The organism is Dyella sp. AD56, from assembly GCF_002878475.1.
Classification (GTDB): Bacteria; Pseudomonadota; Gammaproteobacteria; order Xanthomonadales; family Rhodanobacteraceae; genus Dyella.
This window is the reverse complement of sequence record NZ_NRDP01000015.1, coordinates 44,496-65,830: the sequence shown is the minus strand read 5'-3', so window position 1 is coordinate 65,830 and position 21,335 is coordinate 44,496. Positions and strand designations below refer to the sequence as shown.

Below are 21,335 nucleotides of genomic sequence, written 5' to 3'. Positions count from 1 at the left end.
AGGGAAGTGGCATAGAGAGCTCCAAGCAAACGCCAGCCGAAGATATCGGCTGGCGTTTGCTTTTTGAAACCGGTCCGGTCGTGGCCTGCGGCAGCCCCATGAGTAGCTGCTGGTACAGACGGCCATTTGGATTGTCATCCATACTCCTGATGATCCCTTCGATGTTCAACGTGCGCATCGCGATGCCGGACGAAAGTGTTGAGTCCGCCTGGTGGCATAGCTTGGTGTGAGTAGGATGTTTCCTGTTTTGAGCAGGATATCTCTGATGACTGCGCATGCTTTTCGCGTCCGCTTCGCGAAGCACCGAGCGTTGCGCAAAAACCCTACACGGCGCTGAGGGTTTGAGCGATGTCACGCATCGCTGAGCTTGGGCACTCTAGTCGACCTTCTTTCGTTCGAGGAACTTTGATCACCTTGCTCATGGTGACAAAGTGATTTCGTGGGCGGTGTGGTTGGATCTTCACTGGCTCGTCGGTTCCCGGAGGAGGAAGGGATGCATCGACGTTGGCTGCATGGCGCGGTCAAGTCCAATCAGGAGCACAAGCATGTTTCCGTCACGGAAGCGAAGTACTTTGATGAGATCACTCACGGCGATGATTGCGACGACCGTGATCGGCGTTGCTGCCTTTGCCATGCAGCCACCCGCTGTCCAGGCGCAGTCCGCGGCGGCCGATGCGTCTGCTGGCAATGAAAAGCCGAACATCCTCGTCATCTTTGGCGACGATATAGGCATCTCCAACCTCAGCGCCTATTCCATGGGTATGACGGGTTACCGCACGCCGAATATCGATCGCATTGCCCGCGAAGGCATGATCTTCACCGACTACTACGGCGAAAACAGCTGCACGGCCGGGCGCTCCACTTTCATCACGGGCGAAAACGTCCTACGCACTGGTCTGTCCAAGGTGGGCCTGCCGGGTGCGCCAGTGGGCTTGCAGGACAGCAACGTCACCATCGCTCAGGTGCTGAAGTCGATGGGCTACGGCACGGCGCAGTTTGGCAAGAACCATTTGGGCGACCAGGATCGCTTCCTGCCGACCAAGCATGGTTTCGACGAGTTCTTTGGAAACCTCTATCACCTCAATGCGGAAGAGGAACCTGAGCGTCCCTATTGGCCGGCGAACAACCCCGAGTTCCTTGCGCACTACAACCCGCGCGGCGTGATCCATTCCTATGCGGACGGCAAGATCGAGGACACGGGTCCCTTGACCAAGAAACGCATGGAGACCATCGACGACGAGACCACCGGTGCGGCAATCTCCTACATCAAGAAGCAGGCGGATGCTAAGCAGCCGTTCTTCATGTGGATGAACTTCACGCGCATGCACGTGTTCACCCATGTACGCCCGGAATACGAGGGCAAGGCGGGTCTCGGCAAGGGTCAGATGTACGCCGATGGCATGTGGGAAATGGACCAGAACGTCGGCAAGCTGCTGCAGACGCTGGAAGAAGCGGGTGTTTCCAAGAACACCATCGTGGTCTTCACTACCGACAACGGCCCGAACGAGTTCACTTGGCCAGATACCGCCACCTCGCCGTTTCGTAGCGAGAAGGATTCCAACTGGGAGGGCGCGTATCGCTCGCCGGCCATGGTGCGCTGGCCAGGACACATCAAGCCGAATACGGTGAGCAATACACTAGTTTCCGGCCTTGACTGGTTCCCGACCCTGGTGGCTGCCGCCGGCGATTCGGACATCACCAACAAGCTGCTCAAGGGTACCAGCGTCGGAGGCAAGAACTTCAAGGTGCACCTGGACGGTTACAACTTCCTTCCCTACCTCACGGGCAAAACCAACGAAGGACCTCGCAAGGAGTTCTTCTACTTCAACGACAATGCACAAGTGATGGCGGTGCGTTTCGATACGATAACGCCAGGGGGGAAGGTGCCTACGGCTTGGAAGGTCGAGTTCTGCGAGCAGCGCGCGCCAGGCGGGCTGCAGATCTGGATGGAACCATTCGTTTGCTTGCGCGTACCGAAGATCTTCAACTTGAGGATGGACCCGTACGAGCGTGCCGATGTCGGCCCAACCAATGGCTACTATGCCTGGGAGACGGAGAACGTCTATCTGGCCGCCGAAGGCGTGATGCGTGCCACCCAGATGCTGCAGTCGTTCAAGGAATATCCACCTAGTCAGATCCCGGCGACGTTCACCATCGACCAGGCGACCGATGCGCTGAAGCGTGAGCTGCAGCAGAAACAAGGCAAGTAATTGCCTGTTGGACGCGAGTGATCCAGTTATCACTCGCGTCCACTTTTCGATATGGGTCATTCTTACTTAAGTAGTCAGTGGTGCGCTGTTTGTTCTCTATACTCCGGAAGAACCAGCCTCGCGCGAGTTGCATGCCTGCCATGAAACCTCCCCGTGTTGGAAAACAAGCCTTTGTGGCCACACCTGCCGTCTCCACGACAGGCGTTGCGCCGGCACTGCTTCTCTTTGGATCGGGAGCGGCTTCGCTGGTCTATCAGCTCCTTTGGATCAAACAGCTTTCACTGGTGGTCGGCGTCGAGGTCTATGCCGTCACTATTGCGGTAAGTGCTTTCTTCGCTGGTCTGGCTCTGGGGGGCGCGTGGTTCGGACGCAAGGCGGATCGCCTTGAACACCCACTTCGTCTCTATGCATGGCTGGAAGGTGCGGTTGCCGTTCTCGGCGTGGCCGCGACTTTCTTGCTGGCGCACAGCACTTCTTTATTCGCCACGCTTGAGCAGCAGATGGGTTGGCTCGCGTGGTCGCTTCCTTTTCTTCTGGTTGGCGTACCGGCGGTTGCCATGGGCGGCGCGCTGCCGGTTCTCGTGCGTACGGCTGCACGCGACAGTGTGGCTGGCATAGGCGGTCGCCTTTACGCAGCCAACACCGCGGGTGCGGTGTTCGGCGTGTTGGCCGCGCCCTTCCTGCTACTTCCTGCACTGGGTGTGCAGGGTTCTGCTTGGGTGGCCGCTGCGGTCAATGTGCTGGCCGCGCTAGTGGCGTTGGCGCTGGACCGTCGCTTGGAGCCACCGCCGTCCATGGTTGCGAATCAGGGGGTAACTCCCCAGTCGGCTCGTCTGGCGCTTGCGCTTTACGCCATTGCCGGTGGCATCGCGCTTGGCTACGAAGTGGTGTGGTCGCAAACCGTGGTGCAGTTCATGAGTACGCGTTCGTTTGCGTTTGCCATGATGCTCGCCGTTTATTTGATTGGCTTGATGGCGGGTAGCGCGATATATGCCCGCTTTGCCGATCGCATTCGTAATGGCTGGGCGGCTTTCGGGGTCCTGATCGCTCTCGCCGGTTTCGCAGCGTTGCTGCAGGTAAGCCTGCTTGGTGATTGGTTGCCGACGTTGCAAAGCCAGGCGTCAAATCTGGTGATGTCGATGACAGGCAGCCGACTGGCTTCCATGTGCGCGCGTTTTGCGACAGCGGCAAGCGTGATCGTGCTGATTCCCACCCTGCTGTTGGGCGCCGCCTTTCCCGCGGTACTTCGCCTTTCTGCGCGCGCCGACAATACGGGCCAAAGCGTCGGCTTGGCGCTCGCTTTCAACACGCTTGGTGGCATCGCGGGTACGGCATTGACGGGTTTCCTGCTGGTGCCGACGTTTGGGCTTGTGCGGTCGCTCGCGCTACTGGCGATGCTGGCCGCGCTGGTTGGTCTGGTGGCCGTGTTCGTGGGATCCCCGCAGCGCGGCCGGGCTCGCTGGGCCGTGGCGGCGGTGACCGTGTGCTCTATGGTCGCTGCGGTGCTGACGCCTCCGCAAAAGCTGGCCAGTCTCCTAACGCAGAACCGCGGCGGAGAGATCACCTATTACGAGGAAAGCCGAGGCGGTACGGTCGCTGTGTTGGCGCAAGGGCAGGGTGATCACACATTTCATCGCCTGTATATCCAGGGCGTATCGAACTCGGGAGATACCTTGCCTTCGCTGCGTTACATGCGACTGCAAGCGCTGTTGCCGTTGATCATCCATCGTGGGGAGCCACACTCGGGCCTGGTGATCGGGTTCGGGACGGGTATTACCGCCGGTGCCTTGTCGCAGTACCCCGGCCTCTCCACACGCGTCTGTGCGGAGTTGCTGCCGGCCGTGGTACGCGCCGCGTCGCAGTTTCAGGGCAACTACGGGGCGGGACATGACCACGGCCTGGATATCCGGCTACGCGATGGTCGGCGTGAGCTGCTGGCCAGCGAACAGCGCTACGACGTGATCACGCTGGAGCCGCCGCCGCCCTCGGCGGCAGGCGTGGTAAACCTCTATTCGCGAGATTTCTACCAACTGGCGGCAAGGCGACTTGCGCCAGGGGGGGTGCTGGCACAGTGGTGGCCGCTGCCGACGCAGAACGACGAAGATTCTCGCGCCATGGTGCGGGCGTTCCTCGATGCGTTTCCCCACGCCACACTGTGGACGACTGAACTGCACGAAATGCTGCTGGTCGGCTCGAACGACCCGATTGAACTCGATGCGACGCGGATTGAGCAACATTTCAATCAGCCGTCCGTCGCCGGTGCGCTGGGTGAGGTCGGCGTAAGTTCGCCAGCGGCGTTGTTGGCGACCTGGGTGACTGATCGCGCCGGTCTTGAGCGCTATGCGGGAAGCACGCCGCCTGTCACCGACGATCATCCGAGCATCGAGTACGCGACCTGGGTGCGACGCAACGAGTTGGTTCGAGTGCTTCCCGAACTGGTGGCGCTGCGGACGGAACCGCCGCTACGCGGCGCCAGTCCCGAACTGATCGAAGCCATGCACCGCCAGCGCGATGTGCTTTTCACGTTTTACGCCTCCGGGTTGGCGGCCTATCAGGGTGATCGCGACCAATGGTCCGAAGCACTGGGCTTGGTGATGCAGGCAGATGGCCAGAACCCCTATTACCGCTGGATTGCCGGTGGCGGTCCGTGATGCACGCTAGGCAAGGGAGCCGAAAAGACACATGAACGCCAAAGAGGCCATGTCAAACCTGCAGACGCAGATGGAAGCGTCCATCATCGGGCAGACGGATTTGATCCGGCAGATGATTGTCGGCCTGCTGGCGAACGGGCATCTGCTGCTGGAAAGCTTGCCCGGTCTCGCCAAGACCCGGGCAGTCAAGAGCATGGCGAAGCATCTTGATACCGAGATGCGCCGCATCCAGTTCACGCCGGACCTGCTTCCTTCGGACATCACGGGTGCGGAAGTGTTGCATCAGCAGGGCGGTCAGAACATTTTCCAGTTTCAACCTGGGCCCATCTTCGGCAACGTCATCCTGGCCGACGAGATCAACCGCGCACCGGCCAAGGTGCAGGCGGCGTTGCTGGAAGCGATGGAGGAACGGCAGGTCACCGTGGCGGGAACCACGCACAAGATGTCCGATCTGTTCATCGTGATGGCCACGCAGAATCCCATCGAACAGGAAGGCACGTATCCCCTGCCAGAGGCTCAGCTCGACCGCTTCTTGTTGAAGGTGCTGGTGGACTATCCGGACCGTGACAGCGAGGTCGGCGTGCTGAAACTGGTACGCAGCGAAGAGGTGGGTGGTTCGTCCAGCGCCGCTGTTGCGACGATCACGCGCATCGAGCCAGCAAGCATTTTCGACGCGCGTGACGAGATCCACGGCCTGCACGTGGCTCCGACCATCGAGCAATACATCATGGCGCTGGTCGATGCCACGCGGCATCCGTATCAGTACGACAAGACGCTGGCAACCTGGATCCAGGTCGGCTCCAGCCCGCGCGGCGGCATTGCACTGGAGCGCACGTCGCGCGTCCACGCGTGGCTGGAGGGTCGTGACCATGTAACGCCAGATGACGTGCGTGCGATGGCCCATCCGGTGCTGCGTCACCGCATCATGCTTTCCTACGACGCCAGCGCAGAAGGTATCCATGCCGATCAGGTGATCGACAAGATCCTTGAACTCGTGGCCGTACCGGCCTGAGGCCATCGATGACCACGGTAGAGGCCAGCGACGTCGGCACCGTTTACGTCACTCCCGCGCATCTGGCGCGCATGGAGTACGACGCGCGCCGCCTGCGCGCCACACCGCATCGTCCCCACCACAGCGTGCTGGCAGGGCGACATGCCTCACGGCTGCGCGGGCGTGGACTCAACTTCGAGGAGATTCGCGCCTACGTGCCCGGCGACGACGTACGCCACCTCGACTGGAAGGTGTCGTTGCGTGTCGGGCATGCGATGGTGCGGTCGTATACGGAGGAGCGCGACCGGCCCGCGCTGTTCGTGGTGGATCAACGCATGTCGATGTTCTATGGCACGCGTCGCGCGATGAAATCGGTGGTAGCGGCGGAAGTGGCCGCACTGGGTGCCTGGATGGCATTTCAGGCGGGGGACCGCGCCGGCGCCGTGGTGTTTGACGACAGCGAGATCCACAGCCTGCGCGCGCGACGCAGCCGTTCGAGTCTCCAGGCCGTATTGGGTGCACTCGCGCGCAGCAACCAGGCGCTTCGCGCCGACAGCTCCACGCGCATCAACCCGGCACAATTGAACGGTGCGTTGCGTGCTGCGCTCCATTTGGCGACCCACGATTACCTGGTCTTCATCGTGAGCGACTTCCTCGGGGCGGATGAAGAAACCCTGCAGCTCATCCGCGAGTTGGCCACGCACAACGACGTCATCGCCGCACTCGTGTTCGATCCTTCGGCGCGCGCCGTGCCCGATAGCGGCAAGATTGTCGTGACCGAAGGCGAGTTGCAGGTGGAGCTGGATTTCGGTCGCAAGACCATCCGCGAGCCGCTCAGCGCCATGTTCGAGCAGCGTCTGCAACAGACGGTGGAGCTGGTGCAGCGCTGCGGCGTGCCCACGCTGGCGATCGATACCGAGCAGCCTACGCTGTTGCAGATGGCGCGCCTGCTCGGTCACTTTGCGCAGATGCGGGGTTAGCCGCATGTATGTGTTTGTCGACCCCATCAAGATGGCATCCATCGCCGATCTCAAGGACATTCCCGCCCCGCCCCCGGTTTCCTGGATGCCGCAGACCGCAGGCTGGTGGGTGCTGGGTGGGCTCGTGTTGCTAGGTGTTCTTGTGTATGCCTTCCTGTGGTGGCGCAGGTGGTGGCGCAATCGCTACCGCCGCGAGGCACAGGCGGAGTTGGCGGCCATCGAGCGCGCCATCGTCGATCCCGCCACACGCGCGGAAGCGCTGATGGCTATTCCTGCGCTGGTGAAGCGAACCGTGCTTGCCTGGGCGTCACGTCGGGAGGTGGGGCCGATGAGTGGCGAGGCATGGCTACGCTACCTGGATCGTACGTATCCCTCCGGCGGCTTTGTGCAGGGGCCCGGCCGGCAACTGGACACGCTGGCATACGGGCAAGGTGTCATCGGCAACGACGACCTGGCTTCACTCATGGCGTTGCTGCATCAGTGGATCGATAGCCATGTTGCAGCTTGAGTATCCCTGGCTGCTGACCTTGTTGCCGCTGCCTTTGCTGGTGTGGTGGCTGATGCCGCCCTATGGCGAGCGTACCGAGGCGGTTCGCGTACCGTTTTTCGAAGAACTGGCCAAAGCGACAGGGCAGCAGCCGGCCCGTGGTGCAGTGGTGCTACGTGGGAACTGGCTGCGCCGCCTCCTGGCGCCGCTGTGTTGGGCATGGGTCGTGCTTGCACTTGCCGGCCCTCAGCGGTTGGAGCCACCGGTCGAACGAACCGAGGCGGCGCGAGACCTGCTGCTGGCGATCGACCTGTCGGGATCCATGGCGACGCCGGATTTCCTGGATACTCAGGGGCAGCGCATTTCCAGGCTTGATGCGGTGAAAGGCGTCGTGGACGATTTCGTCCGGCGTCGTAACACCGATCGCATCGGTCTAATCGTGTTCGGTACCAATGCCTTTCCACAGGCTCCGCTGACACTGGACCACGTGGCCGTACGCGAACTGTTGGATGAACTGCGCGTAGGTATGGCCGGCGAGCAGACCGCCATCGGTGACGCCATCGGTGTGGCGGTGAAGATGACCGCGCATTCGCAGCAACGCGAGCGCGTGTTGATTCTGCTGACCGATGGCAACGATACCGCCGGTCGGATTCCCGCAGAGACAGCCGCGGGAATCGCCAAGGCCAACCATATCGTTATCCATACCATCGGTATCGGCGATCCGAACGCCAAGGGCGAGAATCGCGTGGATCTGGATGCGCTCAAGCGCATCGCGTCGGCGACGGGTGGGCGCAGTTTTCGCGGCGAGAATCGCGAACAGCTGGCCGATATCTATGCGCTGCTCGATCGCATGACGCCCAGTAAGGTGAAGCACTCGGTTTACCGGCCCAAGGTCAAGCTGTATTACCTGCCGTTGGGTGCGGCCCTGCTGCTGATGATTTTCTATCACCTGCTGATGCTTGGCCTCTTCGCGCCGTTCGCGCGAAAGCGCGCCACGGCGTCGCTCGCATCCAGGCCATCGGAGGGCTAAACGATGGACCAGGGCTTCCATTTCATCCGCCCGCTATGGCTTCTGCTGTTGCCGCTGGGCCCACTGTTGCTGTGGTGGTGGCAGCGGCGAAATGACCCGCTCCAGCGATGGAAAGGCATGATTGCGCCGCATCTGCTGGCGCATCTGGTGGTGGGTGACAGCGAGCATTGGCGCGCGCGTCCCATCCATCTGGTTTGCGCCGTTCTGATCATCGGAAGCATTGCCTGTGCCGGGCCAACGTGGGAGCTGGAATCGCCGCCGTTCGCCGAGGATCGCGCGCCGATGATGGTGGCCATGGATCTGTCGCCCACCATGAATGCCATGGATGTGTCGCCGACACGGCTGGAGCGCGCCAAGCAGAAGGTGCGCGACCTGATGGCGCTGCGCGTGGGCGGCCGCACCGGCCTCATCGTGTACACCAACACCGCGCACATGGTGTTGCCGCCCACAGACGATGCCGCGCTGATGGAGATGTTCCTTTCGGCACTGAGCACCGACCTGCTGCCGGGCAAGGGGAGCAATGCCGGCGCTGCGCTGGCACTGGCCGACCGCTTGCTCGACGCCGAGCACGACCCCGGCACCATCGTGTTCTTCACCAGCGGATTTGACGACGCGCAGATCCCCGCCTTCGTGGCGCACCACCAGCATTCGCGGCAGCAGGTGCTGATGCTTGCGGTGGGTACGACCAGAGGCGGCCCGCTGCGCACGGCGAATGGCGGTGAACAGACGGGGGAAGACGGCGCGCCCGTGGTAGCAAAGCTTGATGACAAAGCGCTGCAACGGCTCGCATCGCAGGCACATATTCCATTGGCCAGCATCACCTCGAGCAATGACGACATGCAGTGGGTGCAACGCGAGGCGGTGCATCACCTGCAGATCGTCAACGATAAATCGTCCGTGCACTGGAAAGAGTACGGCTACTACCTTTGCTATCCCCTGGTGCTGATCGCTTTGTTCTGGTTCCGGCGCGGCTGGATGGTGCGTTGGGTGTTCATACTGGGGTTCGTCGGGCTGAGTGCTTTGCCATCACCCGCCACGGCCGCCGACTGGCACGTGGCCGATTGGTTCTTCACCCCCGACCAACAGGGGCGCTGGTACTACGAGCACCGGGATTTCGGCAGTGCGGCTGAGCATTTTCAAAGCGCTTATTGGAAGGCGTGGGCGCTCTATCAGCATGGACGCTGGGACGAAGCACAGAAGATCTTCGAGACGTTGCCCGGATCGGACGCGAAGTTCATGTCCGGCAACAGCTACGCGCACCAGTTCGAATATCAGGAGGCCAAGGATGCCTACAACGACGCGTTGCGCCTGCGTTTTCCCTTTCCCGAAGCCGAAGCCAATCTACGGTTGATGGACACGCTGATGAAACAGCGCGCGGAGGTGCCACCGGAGACCAAGGACGAGGACAACACGCCCGACAAGATCAAGGAAGACAAAGAGGGCAAGAAGGGCGATGAGAAGGAAGAAACCATGGGCAAGCGCCCCATCGCGTTGCCCGCGGACGTATGGATGCGCAACCTGAGCGTGTCGCCCGCGGACTTCCTGCGCACCAAGTTCAGCATCGAGAACGGACCGCCGGCGGCCCGAGTGCCGGCACCCGCGACAAGCGCGTCGGGGCCATCGCCATGAGGGTCTGGTGGTGCTGCCTGTTGTGGCTGGTCGTGGCCATCGCTCATGCCGATGCGTTGCCTCCACCGACGCCACCCATCCAGGTGCGTGTGCATCAGGAGCCGTCTGGCTCGCTGATGCAGGGCGAGACCACGCGCATCGTGGTGGACCTGCTCACCCCCGATTTCTTTACCGACGCGCCGGTATTACCCGAGTTGCACATAGACGGCGCCTACTTGTCGCTTTCGGACGAAACCCCCGGGCATCTGGTGGAGACGATCGACGGGCAGACCTGGTCCGGTGTATCGCGCACCTATCTCATCACCCCGTTGATGTCTGGGGCGATGGAAATTCCTTCGTTCGAGATCACCGCCCATATCGGTGCGCAGCGCACCCCAGTCGCAGTACAGACCCAGCCGCTCGCATTGCAGGTACGCGCGCTGGTTTTGCCGGCGGGCGTGACGGAAGCGTTGATCGCGGGCTCGGTGAAGGTCACGCAGACGGTAACGCCGCAGGACGGAAGTCTTCACGTGGGCGACACGGTGACGCGGCGCGTGGAGATATCCGCGGAGGGCGCTCCCGCGATGATGTTGCCTCCCACCGCTTTCGCGCCGGTGAATGGTCTCACCCTGTATGCCGCATCGCCGGTCACGCGAGATGCTGTCGATAATCACGGCGGTTTTGTCGGTGGCAGTCGCGTGGATACCGCCAGTTACGTCATCGACCATCGTGGCCGTTACACGTTACCGCCGGTGACGGTGCGCTGGATGGACAGCCATACGCGCGAATGGCGCGAAACCATAGCCCCAGCGGTCCATTTCCACGCATGGTGGGGAGGCACCGACAAGCCGCGTTTTGCCCTGCCGAAAGGCGGCTTCATGCCCAGGCTGATCGGGTGGTTGTCGAGTGATGAGGGTCTTGGTGTCCTCTTGCTGGCCGTCTTGGCATGGTTTGGCTGGCGGTTCCGTGATGCGTTGCAAGCTCGCTGGGCTCAATGGAAGGCATGGCGATATCGACGCCGACATTCAGAGGCCGCAGCGTTCCGCGCTGTTTCCCGACAGCGCCACGTGACCTCGGCCGTGGCGCTGGCCGGAGCCGTCGACGCATGGGTTCGGCGCGCTGCGGATGATGGTGGGCCGACCAGTGTGACGGCCTGGGCCGCTCGTTACGGCGATGCATCCCTGCAAGCGCATTGGAATGCATTGCAGGATGCGCTTTACGGGCAGAGCGCTTCGACATGGTCGGCCCCGGGTCTCATCGATGGGCTCGCGTCGGGACGGCGGCATTGGAAACGCAGGCAGCGATGGTGGCAGCGCCGGCCCGCATTGCCGCCACTAAACCCGACGTCTTGATCGACAGCATCGCATTCACGGCTTCATCGCGCGCGCCGGCTACCATGCCCGCGCGCGACGGTGGAAAACAGCATCCCAGGAAGGGATGCACGACATTCATACCGTAGGTATCGGAGAGAGCAGGATGGGGCGTTCCAGGAAGAGCCATGGCAAGCGCTCAGGTAAGGCAGCGGCTGCGCCATCAGCGCCCGCTGCCGCAGCGCCGGCATCCGTGGCTCAGCGACGGCATGTGTGGTGGTTGCCGCTGGGTGTGGCCGTGCTGGTGCTTGTCCTGCTCGGTATCTGGTGGTCGCGCGTACCTGCGCCGGGTGTGGCGACCACGCCGGTAGCCACGGTCACCTCGTCTTCCGCGCAGCCAACCGCCGCCTTGCCACCATCGCACTACGTGGGCGCGCAGACATGCGCTGCATGCCACGCCAAGGAAACTCAGGCGTGGCAATCATCCCATCATGCATTGGCCATGCAGGTGGCCGAGGACAAGACTGTCGCGGGTCATTTCGACGGCGCGCTGAAGCAGGACGGCTCCGTCGCAAGCTTCTTCAAGCGCGACCATGCGTATTTCGTCAAGACCGATGGGCCGGATGGCAAGCCTGGCGAGTTCGAAGTGAAGTACACCTTTGGTGTTTATCCACTCCAGCAGTATCTGGTTGCCTTTCCCGACGGCCGGTTGCAGACCTTGCGCGCGGCATGGGATGCGCGTCCCGCTGCCGAAGGTGGCCAGCACTGGTTCAATCTCTATCCCGGCGAACGTATCGACGTGCACGACACCCTGCACTGGACGCGCTTGAACCAGAACTGGAACTACATGTGCGCCGACTGCCACTCCACGAACGTGCAACGCAACTACGACCTGGCCAGCAACACCTTCAAAACGAGCTGGAGTGAGATCAACGTGGCTTGCGAGGCATGTCATGGCCCGGGCTCGCGCCATCTTGAGTGGTCGAAAGCCACCGACGAGAAGAAGCGCGCCGATCCGTCGATGGGTTTAGCCATTGCGTTGGACGAACGCAAGGACATGCACTGGATTCCCAACCCAACGACCGGCAACCCGGTGCGCAGCACGACGCTGGCCTCGCATCGCGAAGTGGAAACCTGCGCAGTTTGCCATTCGCGCCGCAGCATCATCGCCAAGGACACGGCACCCACCGGTCGGTTGATGGATACGCACGATCCGGTGCTGCTCACCGAAGGGCGCTATCACGCGGATGGTCAACAGCTTGATGAGGTTTACGTGTATGCCTCGTTCCTGCAGAGCCGCATGTACGCCAAGGGTGTGACCTGCAGCGATTGCCACGATCCGCATACAGGTAAAACACGGGCCCAGGGCAATGCGCTATGCGAGAGCTGCCACACGCCCGCCGTCTACGACACGGCAGCTCACCATATGCACAAGGAGGGCGGTGCGGGGTCGCAGTGCGTGGCGTGCCATATGCCATCGAAAAACTACATGGTCATCAATGCACGGCCGGATCACTCCATCCGTGTTCCGCGCCCTGACCTCACGGTGCAGTACGGTGTGCCCAACGCCTGTGCGAACTGCCACGCCGACAAAGGTGCCCAGTGGGCGGCAGATGCGATTGCGAAAGCACACGGTCCCGAACGCAAGGGCTATCAGCATTTCGTTGAAGCACTCGATGCCGCGCGCCGCGGCAAGCCGGGGGCGGCATCACTTCTGACCACGTTGGCAGGTGATGCCAGCTCGCCGACCATCGCACGCGCTACGGCGGTCGACGAACTTCGCCACTACGCCAGTCCCGATGCGTTGCCCGCCATCCAGACGGCGCTGGGTGATGCTGATGCGCTTATGCGCGCGGCTGCGCTGGATGCGCTGCTGGCGTTCCCAACCGACGTACGTGGACCACTGGCGGCATCGTTGGCTGATGACCCGGTGCTGGATGTACGCGTCAAAGCCGGGCGTGCGCTGGCCGGTGTGCCCGATGCGCAACTCGACGCGAACCAGCGCACGGCACGTGACCGGGCGTTCGCTACGTATCGACAGGCACAGGAGGCCATTGCCGATCGCCCGGAATCGCATTTTGACCTGGGCTTGGTCTATGTCGAGCGCGGCGACACCGCGGCGGCGGAACAGGCCTTCCGGCAGGCGTTGAAGCTGCAGCCGGATTTCGTACCGGCCTATGTGAATCTGTCTGACATGTATCGCGCCACGGGGCGAGAAGAGGATGCCGAAAAGATCGTCGACGAAGGGCTGAAGGTAGTGCCGGGAAACGCCAACCTGCTGCATGCCAAGGGGCTTGCGCTGATTCGACAGAAGCAGCCGAAGGAGGCACTGATCTGGCTGGAGCGTGCGCATCGTGCCGAGCCCTCCAACGCGCGCTTTGCCTATGTGTACGGCGTAGCGCTTGATTCGGCGGGGCAGGGCGAGCAAGCGCGCAAGCTGTGGGAGGAAAGCCTGCGTACGTCGCCGTACGATCCTTCGTTGCTTTTCGCCGTGGCCGGGGCGGAGCGTGACGCCGGCAACAAGGACAAGGCACGCGAATACGCCGAGCGGCTGGTGGCGGTGGCGCCGCGTTCCCGCGACGCGCACGAACTGCTGCAAAGCCTCGGGGGCGACAACATGCCGGCCTTCCATTGAAGGTCTTCAGGCCGGCCGGGCAGCGCCACCAAGATGGACGTTGCAGGGCAAGCGTTGCAGCACACACGTGGCCAGCCCTGACGCGAGGGTATATCGCGTCAGGGAAGCACACGGCGGGGTCAACGTCGGTCGAGCGAGTATTTGCCCGGGCCGGCAATGCATAGCAATAGCAGCCCGCCAGCGATACTCATGTTCTTGTAGAAATTGATCATGGCGCCGATGCGCTCGGGATCGACCAGGTTCCAGAACTGGTGACCGATCACCGCCGCCGCAATGGTGTAGAGCCCGAGCACGATTGCCAGCGGACGCGTGTAGAAACCTACGGCGATGGCAATGCCGACGAAGAACTCCATGATCACCGCGATGGCCGCTGTCACCGCCGGCATCGGGACGCCGACGGAGCCCATATAGGCAACCGTGTCCGAAAAGCCGATGAGCTTGCTCCAGCCGAAGATGACGAAAAGGATCATCAGCAGAAGGCGGGCGAGTAGCAGCATGCCGTCTCTGCTGCCTGCCAGTAACGTATATCGCATGGCGGTTCTCCCATGACTCTACGCAAGGCATGTGGGGCATGCCCACGTGCGCCGCGCCGCCCATGCGGCACGGTCATGGACACTATATGCCTGCGCGCGACGGATGGCGCAGCCGGCTTTGACAGTTCAGGCGTCCTCGGGGATATCGCTCTTGTAGCGGTCGGCGGCCACGCTACGCGAGAGTTCGGGCAGCATGCGGCGACGCGCCTCTTCGAAGCGCTTCCATTCCACGCTGTCGACCAGGGAGGGAATGGTGACCACCTCGCCCTGGTCATAGCCGGCCAACGCCGCATCCACCAGTTCGTTCACCTCCATGATCATGCGCGGCGGAAACGACTCCAGTCCGCCAGCGACATTCCAGGTCGCCGTGCGCGTGACGCCCGGCAACACGCATTGCACGCGAATGCCGTGGCGGCCAACTTCCTCATGCAAGGTAAGGGTGTAGGTCAGCACGTAGCTCTTGCTGGCGGCATAGGCACCGACGGAAAGCTCCGGCGCCAGCGCCAGTATCGAAGCGACGTTGATGATGCTGCCCCTGCCGCGCGCGACAAGGCGGGGCAACAGTGCGGCGACCAGCCGTGATGGTGCGGTGACGTTGAGTTCGATCATCGCTGCCACCGCGTCCGGCGACGCCTGGGCCAGGGCTGGCCCAGCCTCTACGCCAGCGTTGTTCACCAGGGTGCCGATGGTGTGGTCGGTGCGCAGGCGCTCTTCCACCCGTTGGCGTTCGGCTGGCGATGTCAGATCTGCTGGAAGCACCTCTGCTTTCACGTGATATTCACGGGAAAGTCGTTGGGCCAGCGCTTCGAGTTGTTGTTGGTTGCGGGCTACCAGCACCACCGGATGGCCGCGCTGCGCGAAACGGTCGGCGTAAGCCGCGCCGATGCCGGCGGAAGCGCCGGTGATCATGACGGTATCGGGTTGCTCCACAACGGCCATGCAGATGTCTCCGAAAGAGGGGAAGTCGCTTGAGGGAAGCGTGGCCCGCTCAAGCTTGCGCCTGACCGCACACCCTGTCACCTCTCCGGGGGAAGGGTGTCTTCCCGGTAGAACTACGTAGCGTCTTTGCGTGGTTTTTCGCTCGTGGCGCGCGGCCTACTGGTCGAACATGGTCGAGTGAGGGATGCCCCATCGCGCTGGCCTGGCGTGGTGCCTGCCCTCCCGCATAGAACCCGGCATCGGGCGAACGATACTCAAAGGAGAAACCATCATGAAGAAGTTCCAGCGTTCCACCCGTTGCCTGCTCGGTGCGGCGATCGCCCTCTCGGCGCCGATGTTCGCGTGGGCACAGCAGGCCACCACGGAGGCCCCCGTTAACTCGACCGTGCATGAGTTAGCCCGCGAGGACAAGATGATCACCGCAACCGTGGTGCACGTGGACCAGGCGGAACGCTTCGTTACGTTGAAGGGTCCCAAGGGTAATGAAGTCACCATCCAGGCGGGCCCCGAAGTGAAGAACTTCGACCAGTTGAAAGCTGGCGACCACGTGACCGCGCACTATCAGTCGGCCGTCGCCGTACAGATCATGCCAGCCGGTAGCGCCAAGCGGGATGTAACGTATGAGGCCGGTCAGGCGACTGCCCCGCAGGGCAGTGCGCCTGGCGTCAAGGAAGGACAGGCCGTCACGGTGACGAGCAAGCTTACGGCGATCGACCTGAAAAACCACACGGTGACCCTGAAGGGACCGGATGGCAACGAGCGCACCATCGAAGTGAAGGATCCTGATCGTCAAGCAGCGATGAGCAGCTTGAAGGTGGGCGACATGGTGGTCGCAACGTATGTCGAGGCGTTGGCAGTGACGGTGACGCCGAAGGCCAAGGCGGGCGCATCAAAGTAAGCTAAAGAAAAGGGCCGCGATGCGGCCCTTTTCTTTCAACGGTGTAATCGCCTTTTACGGAACGCCGCCGTCCCGGATCAAGGCCATCACTTCGTAGCATGCGCCCATGGTGTGGTAGTCGGTTTTGCCGGCAGGGCTCTTCTCGTCGTCGACCTTACCGTTGTCGCGCGTGAGGATGCGGAACCACGCACCGTACTTGTGATCGACGAAGTGTTCCCACGAATACGCCCACAACTTGCCGTACCACGCGTCGTACTCGGGCAGCCCGGTACGGGCATGCAGCAGGGCGGCGGCGGCCAATGACTCGGCCTGCACCCAGAAATACTTGTCGTCGTCGCACACCGTGCCGTCGGGGGCGAAGCCGTAGGCCATGCCGCCAAATTCGCTGTCCCACGAGCGCGCAAGCGCGGTATCGAACAGGTGCTTGGCGGTCGGCACCAGCCAGTTCTCTTCACGGCCGCGTTCAAGCAGCAGCGGCTCCATGATCAGCAACAGCTTGGCCCATTCGGTCTGGTGGCCGGGCTGGAAGCCCCACGGGCGGAACAGGTGCTTGGGATTGTCGAGGTTGTACTTCCAGTCGACATTCCAGTTCACGTCGTAGTGTTCCCACACCAGGCCGTCGGCCTTGGCGGCTTGCCGGCGCGTCATGTGGTCGGCCAGTTGCAGGGCACGTTCCAGGTAGCGCGGCTCGTCGCTGGCCTGGTATGCGGCGAGCATCGCCTCGCACATGTGCATGTTGGCGTTTTGGCCGCGGTAATCGGTGAACTGCCACTGGTCGTTGGCCTCGTCGCGATACAAGCCGGCCTCGGCATCCCAGTAGCGCAGTTCCAGCAGGTTCCAGGTTTCGTCCATCCACGCACTGGCTTCGCGCACGCCGGCCTTCAGGGCGGTGGAGTAGGCAAGCAGCACAAAGGCCACGCCATACGCGTGGTACATGGTGTCCTCGGGCTTGCCATCACGGATGGTCCAGGCATAGCCGCCGGTGGCCGGATTGCGGTGCACGTCGCGCAGGTAGCGCAGACCGTGATGCACGGCATCGAGGTATTCGGGGTTGCCGAATTCCATGTGCGCCATCGCATAGTTGAAGACGAAGCGCGTGCTGCTTACCAGGTGGCGATGGCTACGATCGTAGATCGTGCCGTCGTCCTTGTAGTAGTGGAAGAAGCCGCCGGCCGGATCGATCGCGTGCGGATGATAAAAGGCCATGGTCTGCGCGATGTGTTCGCGCAGGAACGCCTCGCTGCGGAAATCAGGCGTCGTGGTCATGCGTAGGTCTCCATGAAGCTCAGCACTTCGGCCTCGTCGGGAATGGCCGAGAACGAACCCTGGCGCGTCACGGTGAGTGCGCCGCAAGCCGATGCAAAGCGCAGGGCTGCATGCAAGCGGGGCAGTTCGGTGATGAGGTGGTCGATGCGGTCGTCGGTATGGGCGAGCGTGGCGAGCTGGTACAGCAGGCCACCCACGAAAGCGTCGCCGGCGGCGGTCGTATCCACGGCGGGCACGGTGTACACCGGCAGCTCGCCTTCCACGTCTGGATGGAACCAGCGCAGCGGGTTTGCACCGTCGGTGATGATGACCAAGCGCGTGCGTCCCTCCCACAGCTTCTGCAGTGCGGCCTCTTCACCATCGACGGCCAGCCACGCGAACTCTTCGGCGCTTAGCTTCACCACGTCGGCCAGTTGCAACGCCGGCCAGATCAGCGGGCGCGGTTCCACATCGCGCGGCCACAGGGCCGGGCGTAGGTTGAGGTCGAAGCTGACCAGCGCACCGGCGGCGTGCGCGCGACGCATGCCCTCGCGGGTGGTTTCGGCCAGCGCGGGGTCGGTCATGCTGTTGGAGCAGACGTGGAACACCGCGGTGCCGTCGAAACTTTCCGCATGGAAATGTATCGGGCGGAACAGCAGGTCGGCCGACGGCGGGCGATAGAAGCTGAAGCTGCGTTCGCCACTCGCGTCCAGCGACACGAAGGCCAGCGCGGTGTTCGCTTCATCAGTGCGGGCAACGCCGTTCGTGTTCACCCCGGCGCGGTGCAGGCTGTCCAGCAGGAAATCGCCGAACATGTCCTTGCCAAGCATGCCGGCGAACGCGGCATCGCCACCGAAACGCGCGACGGCGACGGCGACGTTCGCGGGCGCGCGCCGGCGTAGGGAACGAAACTGCGTGGAAAGCCGGCTTCATCGCCGCCTTCGCTATGGAAATCGATCAGGGCTTCACCGAAGCAGAGGATGGTGCGTGACATCAGCGTTTGCGACTCAACTTAATGGTGGGATGCGGGCGTGACGGGGTCGCGAACGAGCGAACCGCGCAGTCCGTAGAAAACGATGTAGCCGTAGCAGAGCAGCGGCAGAATGAAAGCGTGTTGGATGCCCATGTGGTCGGCCAACACGCCTTGCGCCAGCGGCAGTAGAGCGCCGCCGACGATGGCCATGATCAGCAGGCTCGATGCCTTGCCGGTCAGGGGGCCCATGCGCTCAATGCCCAGCGCGAAGATGGTCGGGAACATGATGGAGTTGAACAGGCCAATGGCGATCACGCTGACCATCGCCACGTTGCCCTGCGTGAGCATGGTGGTAAGCACCAGCAGGCCCGCGACGGCGGCAAAGGCGGCCAACAGCTTACGGGGGTTGATGTAGACGAGCAGCGCCGAACCGGCTAGACGTCCCACCATCGCGCCACCCCAGTAGTACACCACGTGGTCTGCGGCGGTCTGTTCGCTCATGTGGCCGATTTCCGGCAGCGACAGGTAGTTCACCAGGAAGCTGCCGATGGAAACTTCCGCACCCACGTAGAAGAAGATCGCGAGCACGCCGAACAACACGTGGCTATGCCGCAGGGCATCCATCAGCGTGTGGTGCGAGGAGTCGGCCTGCTCGGTGGATTCGGTCAGCGGCGGCAGGCGGAACAACCACACGCCAACGGCAAGGACGATCAGTGCAACGCCCAGGCCGAGATAGGGCTTCTGCACCAACTGTGCCTGTTTCTGGCGGTAGTCGGTGAGCTGTTGCTGGGTTTCTGGCGAGAGGCTTGCGCGCACGCTGGTCAGTTGCGCGGCGTCATGCGTATCCAGTCGCGAGGACGCGAGCTTGTCCAGGGCGGTGGTGAGCGTTGCCGAGGGCAGTGCCGCCAATTGCTGTGGCGACAGTGCAGACAGCGTGGCGAGTAGGGGCGCGCCAGAAAGGCTATCCAACACCTGCGCCATCGGTCCGGCGGGCAGTTGGACGAAGCTGGCGGCCACGTCCTGGATCGGCAGGCGATCGAGCGCTGTGGCCGATGCATCGTTCAATGCGGCCACGAGCCGCTCGGGCGGCGCCTGGCGAATCGCGTCGATGGTCTGCACCGCCGGCGCGTTGTTGAGGGTCTGCACCAGTTGCGCGGTTTCCGGCGCGTTGCGTATGGCCGGCGGGATGACCACGGCCGCCGCGGAGAGAATCAGCAGGCCACCAAACTTCGGGCCAATGGTGGTGCCCAGCGAGTTCATCGCCTGCGCCAAGGTGAGTCGGCTTGAGCTGGTGCGCTCAGGGCCCAGTAGCGCCACGTAGGCGTTGGCGGCCACCTGCAGCACGGTGATGCCCGTGGCGAGCACGAACAGTGCGGCGAGAAAAGCGCCATACGAATGCAGCAACGCGGCTGGCCAGAAACCAAAAGCGCCTACCGCCGCGATGGCCAACCCGGCCACGATGCCTTTCTTGTAGCCCAACAACGCGACTAGCCGGCCCGCGGGCAGTGACATCAAGAAGTACGCACCGAAGAAGGTGAACTGCACGAGCATCGCCTGCGCGTAGTTCAACTCGAAAACGGTCTTCAGGTGAGGGATCAGGATGTCGTTGAGGACGGTCAGGAAACCCCACATGAAGAAGATCGTGGTGGTTACCGCCATGGCCATCGGGTAATCGGTATAGCGCGTCTTGCCTGAGGCCGGCGACGCAGTCGCCGACTGGATGGGTGGAGCTGCAAAGGCCATGCGTAATCCGAAAGGTCAGGAAAGAGGGCAGCTGCTTTCGCGCACGACCAGTTCAACTGGCGCGACGATGGTGCCCGAAGGCGCCTGCGGATCCCGCAGACGGGCGAGGAGCATGTCGGCCGCTTGCCGTCCCCGTGCGCGGGGCGCCGTGGACAGTGTGGTCAGCGTGGGCATGCTCATGGACGCTTCGGCGATGTCGTCGAAGCCGGTGACGGCGAAATCGCGGCCGGCTTGTCGCCCGTGCTGGTGCAGGCCGAGCATGAGGCCCAGTGCGACCGCGTCGTTGTAGCAGACGGCGGCGGTGGGCACCTTGCCCGCTCCCTGAAACAAGTCCCCGGCGGCGCGCGCGGCGTCCGTGCGCGTGGGCGTGCTTTGCACACGCCAGTGTGCCTCGACCGACAGGCCGGCAGCCTGCATGGCCTGGCGGTAGCCGGCATGGCGCTGGCGGGTGGAGCTGGCGTGGTCATGCCCGCCGAAAAAGGCGATGTGCCGGTGACCCTGGGCAATCAGATGCTCAGTGGCCTGGCGTGCGCCGCGCTCGTTGTCGAGCATCAGGCGGTCCCAGTGCGCGTACTCCGGCAGCTCGCCGCCGAGTTCGCGGTTGAACAGAACCACCGGCGTATGCGTGCCGACCGCGGCCAGCACCTTGCGCGCCTCGCTGTCTTCCGCGGGGGACAGGATGATGCCGCCGGGTCCGTGCTCGATCAGCGAGCCGAGCACGGCATGCTCCCGCTCCGCGGAATCGCCGGTACTGCCCAGCAGGGTGACGAAACCGGCCGCGCCCAGCGTCTCGTCGACGCCAGCGGCGAATTCGGCGAAGAACGGGTTGGCCAGTTCGTTGATGACCAACGCCACGCTGGAGGACGTACGCCGCCGTAGGTTGGCTGCGGCCCGGTTGTAGACGTAGCCCTGCTTGCGCAGTTCTTCCTCTACCCTGGCCCGGGTAATCTTGTTGACCAGGGGACTGCCTCGCAGCACCAGTGAAACCGTGGCGCGAGACACGCCGCAGCCGGCTGCGATGTCGTTGAGAGTGATCTTTCTACCGACCGGGGTCTGGCTTTCCATCGCAGGCCTAGGTTAATTGGAACGATCTAAAGGTAGC

The 21,335-nt window shown here is 62.9% G+C and carries 15 protein-coding genes and 2 pseudogenes; 10 read left to right on the top strand and 7 right to left on the bottom strand.

Going from position 1 to position 21,335, the window contains the following annotated elements; all coding sequences use genetic code 11:
- Nucleotides 1-575: 575 nt before the first annotated feature.
- From DyAD56_RS11305 to DyAD56_RS11265, 9 genes are all read left to right on the top strand, one after another.
- The gene (locus tag DyAD56_RS11305; RefSeq protein ID WP_233202386.1) at nt 576-2,210 is read left to right on the top strand and encodes an arylsulfatase; all 1,635 of its coding nucleotides are present in this window, start codon (nt 576-578) and stop codon (nt 2,208-2,210) included.
- Between the two features lie 140 nt (nt 2,211-2,350).
- Nucleotides 2,351-4,861 (top strand): fused MFS/spermidine synthase, encoded by a 2,511-nt coding sequence (locus tag DyAD56_RS11300; protein ID WP_233202385.1) that lies wholly within the window; start codon nt 2,351-2,353, stop codon nt 4,859-4,861.
- Between the two features lie 31 nt (nt 4,862-4,892).
- Nucleotides 4,893-5,873: a MoxR family ATPase gene (locus DyAD56_RS11295; RefSeq protein ID WP_102302871.1), complete on the top strand. Its 981-nt coding sequence runs from the start codon at nt 4,893-4,895 to the stop codon at nt 5,871-5,873.
- A gap of 8 nt (nt 5,874-5,881) precedes the next feature.
- On the top strand, nt 5,882-6,832 hold the full coding sequence (locus tag DyAD56_RS11290) for a DUF58 domain-containing protein (protein ID WP_102302870.1): 951 nt from the start codon (nt 5,882-5,884) through the stop codon (nt 6,830-6,832).
- Nucleotides 6,833-6,836: 4 nt separating this feature from the next.
- On the top strand, nt 6,837-7,340 hold the full coding sequence (locus tag DyAD56_RS11285) for a DUF4381 domain-containing protein (RefSeq protein WP_102302869.1): 504 nt from the start codon (nt 6,837-6,839) through the stop codon (nt 7,338-7,340).
- Nucleotides 7,327-8,349, top strand: coding sequence for a VWA domain-containing protein (locus DyAD56_RS11280; RefSeq protein WP_102302868.1), 1,023 nt, complete (start codon nt 7,327-7,329; stop codon nt 8,347-8,349). The genes DyAD56_RS11285 and DyAD56_RS11280 overlap by 14 nt, the downstream gene beginning before the upstream one ends.
- Before the next feature lie 3 nt (nt 8,350-8,352).
- Complete coding sequence (locus DyAD56_RS11275) at nt 8,353-9,978, top strand: VWA domain-containing protein (RefSeq protein ID WP_102302867.1); 1,626 nt, start codon at nt 8,353-8,355, stop codon at nt 9,976-9,978.
- Nucleotides 9,975-11,309: a BatD family protein gene (locus DyAD56_RS11270; protein ID WP_158241317.1), complete on the top strand. Its 1,335-nt coding sequence runs from the start codon at nt 9,975-9,977 to the stop codon at nt 11,307-11,309. Before DyAD56_RS11275 ends, DyAD56_RS11270 begins: the two co-directional genes overlap by 4 nt.
- Before the next feature lie 124 nt (nt 11,310-11,433).
- The gene (locus tag DyAD56_RS11265) at nt 11,434-13,902 is read left to right on the top strand and encodes a tetratricopeptide repeat protein (RefSeq protein ID WP_158241316.1); all 2,469 of its coding nucleotides are present in this window, start codon (nt 11,434-11,436) and stop codon (nt 13,900-13,902) included.
- A 119-nt stretch (nt 13,903-14,021) separates the two neighbouring features.
- Here the strand turns inward: DyAD56_RS11265 and DyAD56_RS11260 are convergent, their stop codons facing one another.
- Nucleotides 14,022-14,435, bottom strand: coding sequence for a DoxX family protein (locus tag DyAD56_RS11260; RefSeq protein WP_102302864.1), 414 nt, complete (start codon nt 14,433-14,435; stop codon nt 14,022-14,024).
- A 126-nt stretch (nt 14,436-14,561) separates the two neighbouring features.
- Nucleotides 14,562-15,374 carry an SDR family oxidoreductase gene (locus DyAD56_RS11255; RefSeq protein ID WP_102302863.1) on the bottom strand — a complete coding sequence of 271 codons (813 nt, stop codon included), beginning with the start codon at nt 15,372-15,374 and terminating at the stop codon, nt 14,562-14,564.
- A gap of 271 nt (nt 15,375-15,645) precedes the next feature.
- Between DyAD56_RS11255 and DyAD56_RS11250 the strand changes: the two genes are divergently transcribed.
- Nucleotides 15,646-16,272: a hypothetical protein gene (locus DyAD56_RS11250; RefSeq protein ID WP_102302862.1), complete on the top strand. Its 627-nt coding sequence runs from the start codon at nt 15,646-15,648 to the stop codon at nt 16,270-16,272.
- 54 nt (nt 16,273-16,326) lie between these two features.
- On the opposite strand, the gene DyAD56_RS11245 is transcribed toward DyAD56_RS11250, so the two are convergent.
- The 5 genes and pseudogenes from DyAD56_RS11245 to DyAD56_RS11230 form a co-directional block, all read right to left on the bottom strand.
- The gene (locus tag DyAD56_RS11245; RefSeq protein ID WP_102302861.1) at nt 16,327-17,538 is read right to left on the bottom strand and encodes an AGE family epimerase/isomerase; all 1,212 of its coding nucleotides are present in this window, start codon (nt 17,536-17,538) and stop codon (nt 16,327-16,329) included.
- A pseudogene (locus tag DyAD56_RS11240) lies at nt 17,535-18,511 on the bottom strand (carbohydrate kinase). Before DyAD56_RS11240 ends, DyAD56_RS11245 begins: the two are co-directional and overlap by 4 nt.
- An 18-nt stretch (nt 18,512-18,529) precedes the next feature.
- Nucleotides 18,530-19,609: a glucose/galactose MFS transporter gene (gene gluP, locus DyAD56_RS24290; protein ID WP_343125305.1), complete on the bottom strand. Its 1,080-nt coding sequence runs from the start codon at nt 19,607-19,609 to the stop codon at nt 18,530-18,532.
- Nucleotides 19,610-19,693: 84 nt separating this feature from the next.
- Nucleotides 19,694-20,155 (bottom strand): annotated as a pseudogene (locus DyAD56_RS24285) (MFS transporter); the annotation flags it as partial.
- 93 nt (nt 20,156-20,248) lie between these two features.
- Nucleotides 20,249-21,298 carry a LacI family DNA-binding transcriptional regulator gene (locus DyAD56_RS11230; protein ID WP_102302859.1) on the bottom strand — a complete coding sequence of 350 codons (1,050 nt, stop codon included), beginning with the start codon at nt 21,296-21,298 and terminating at the stop codon, nt 20,249-20,251.
- Nucleotides 21,299-21,335 lie beyond the last annotated feature (37 nt).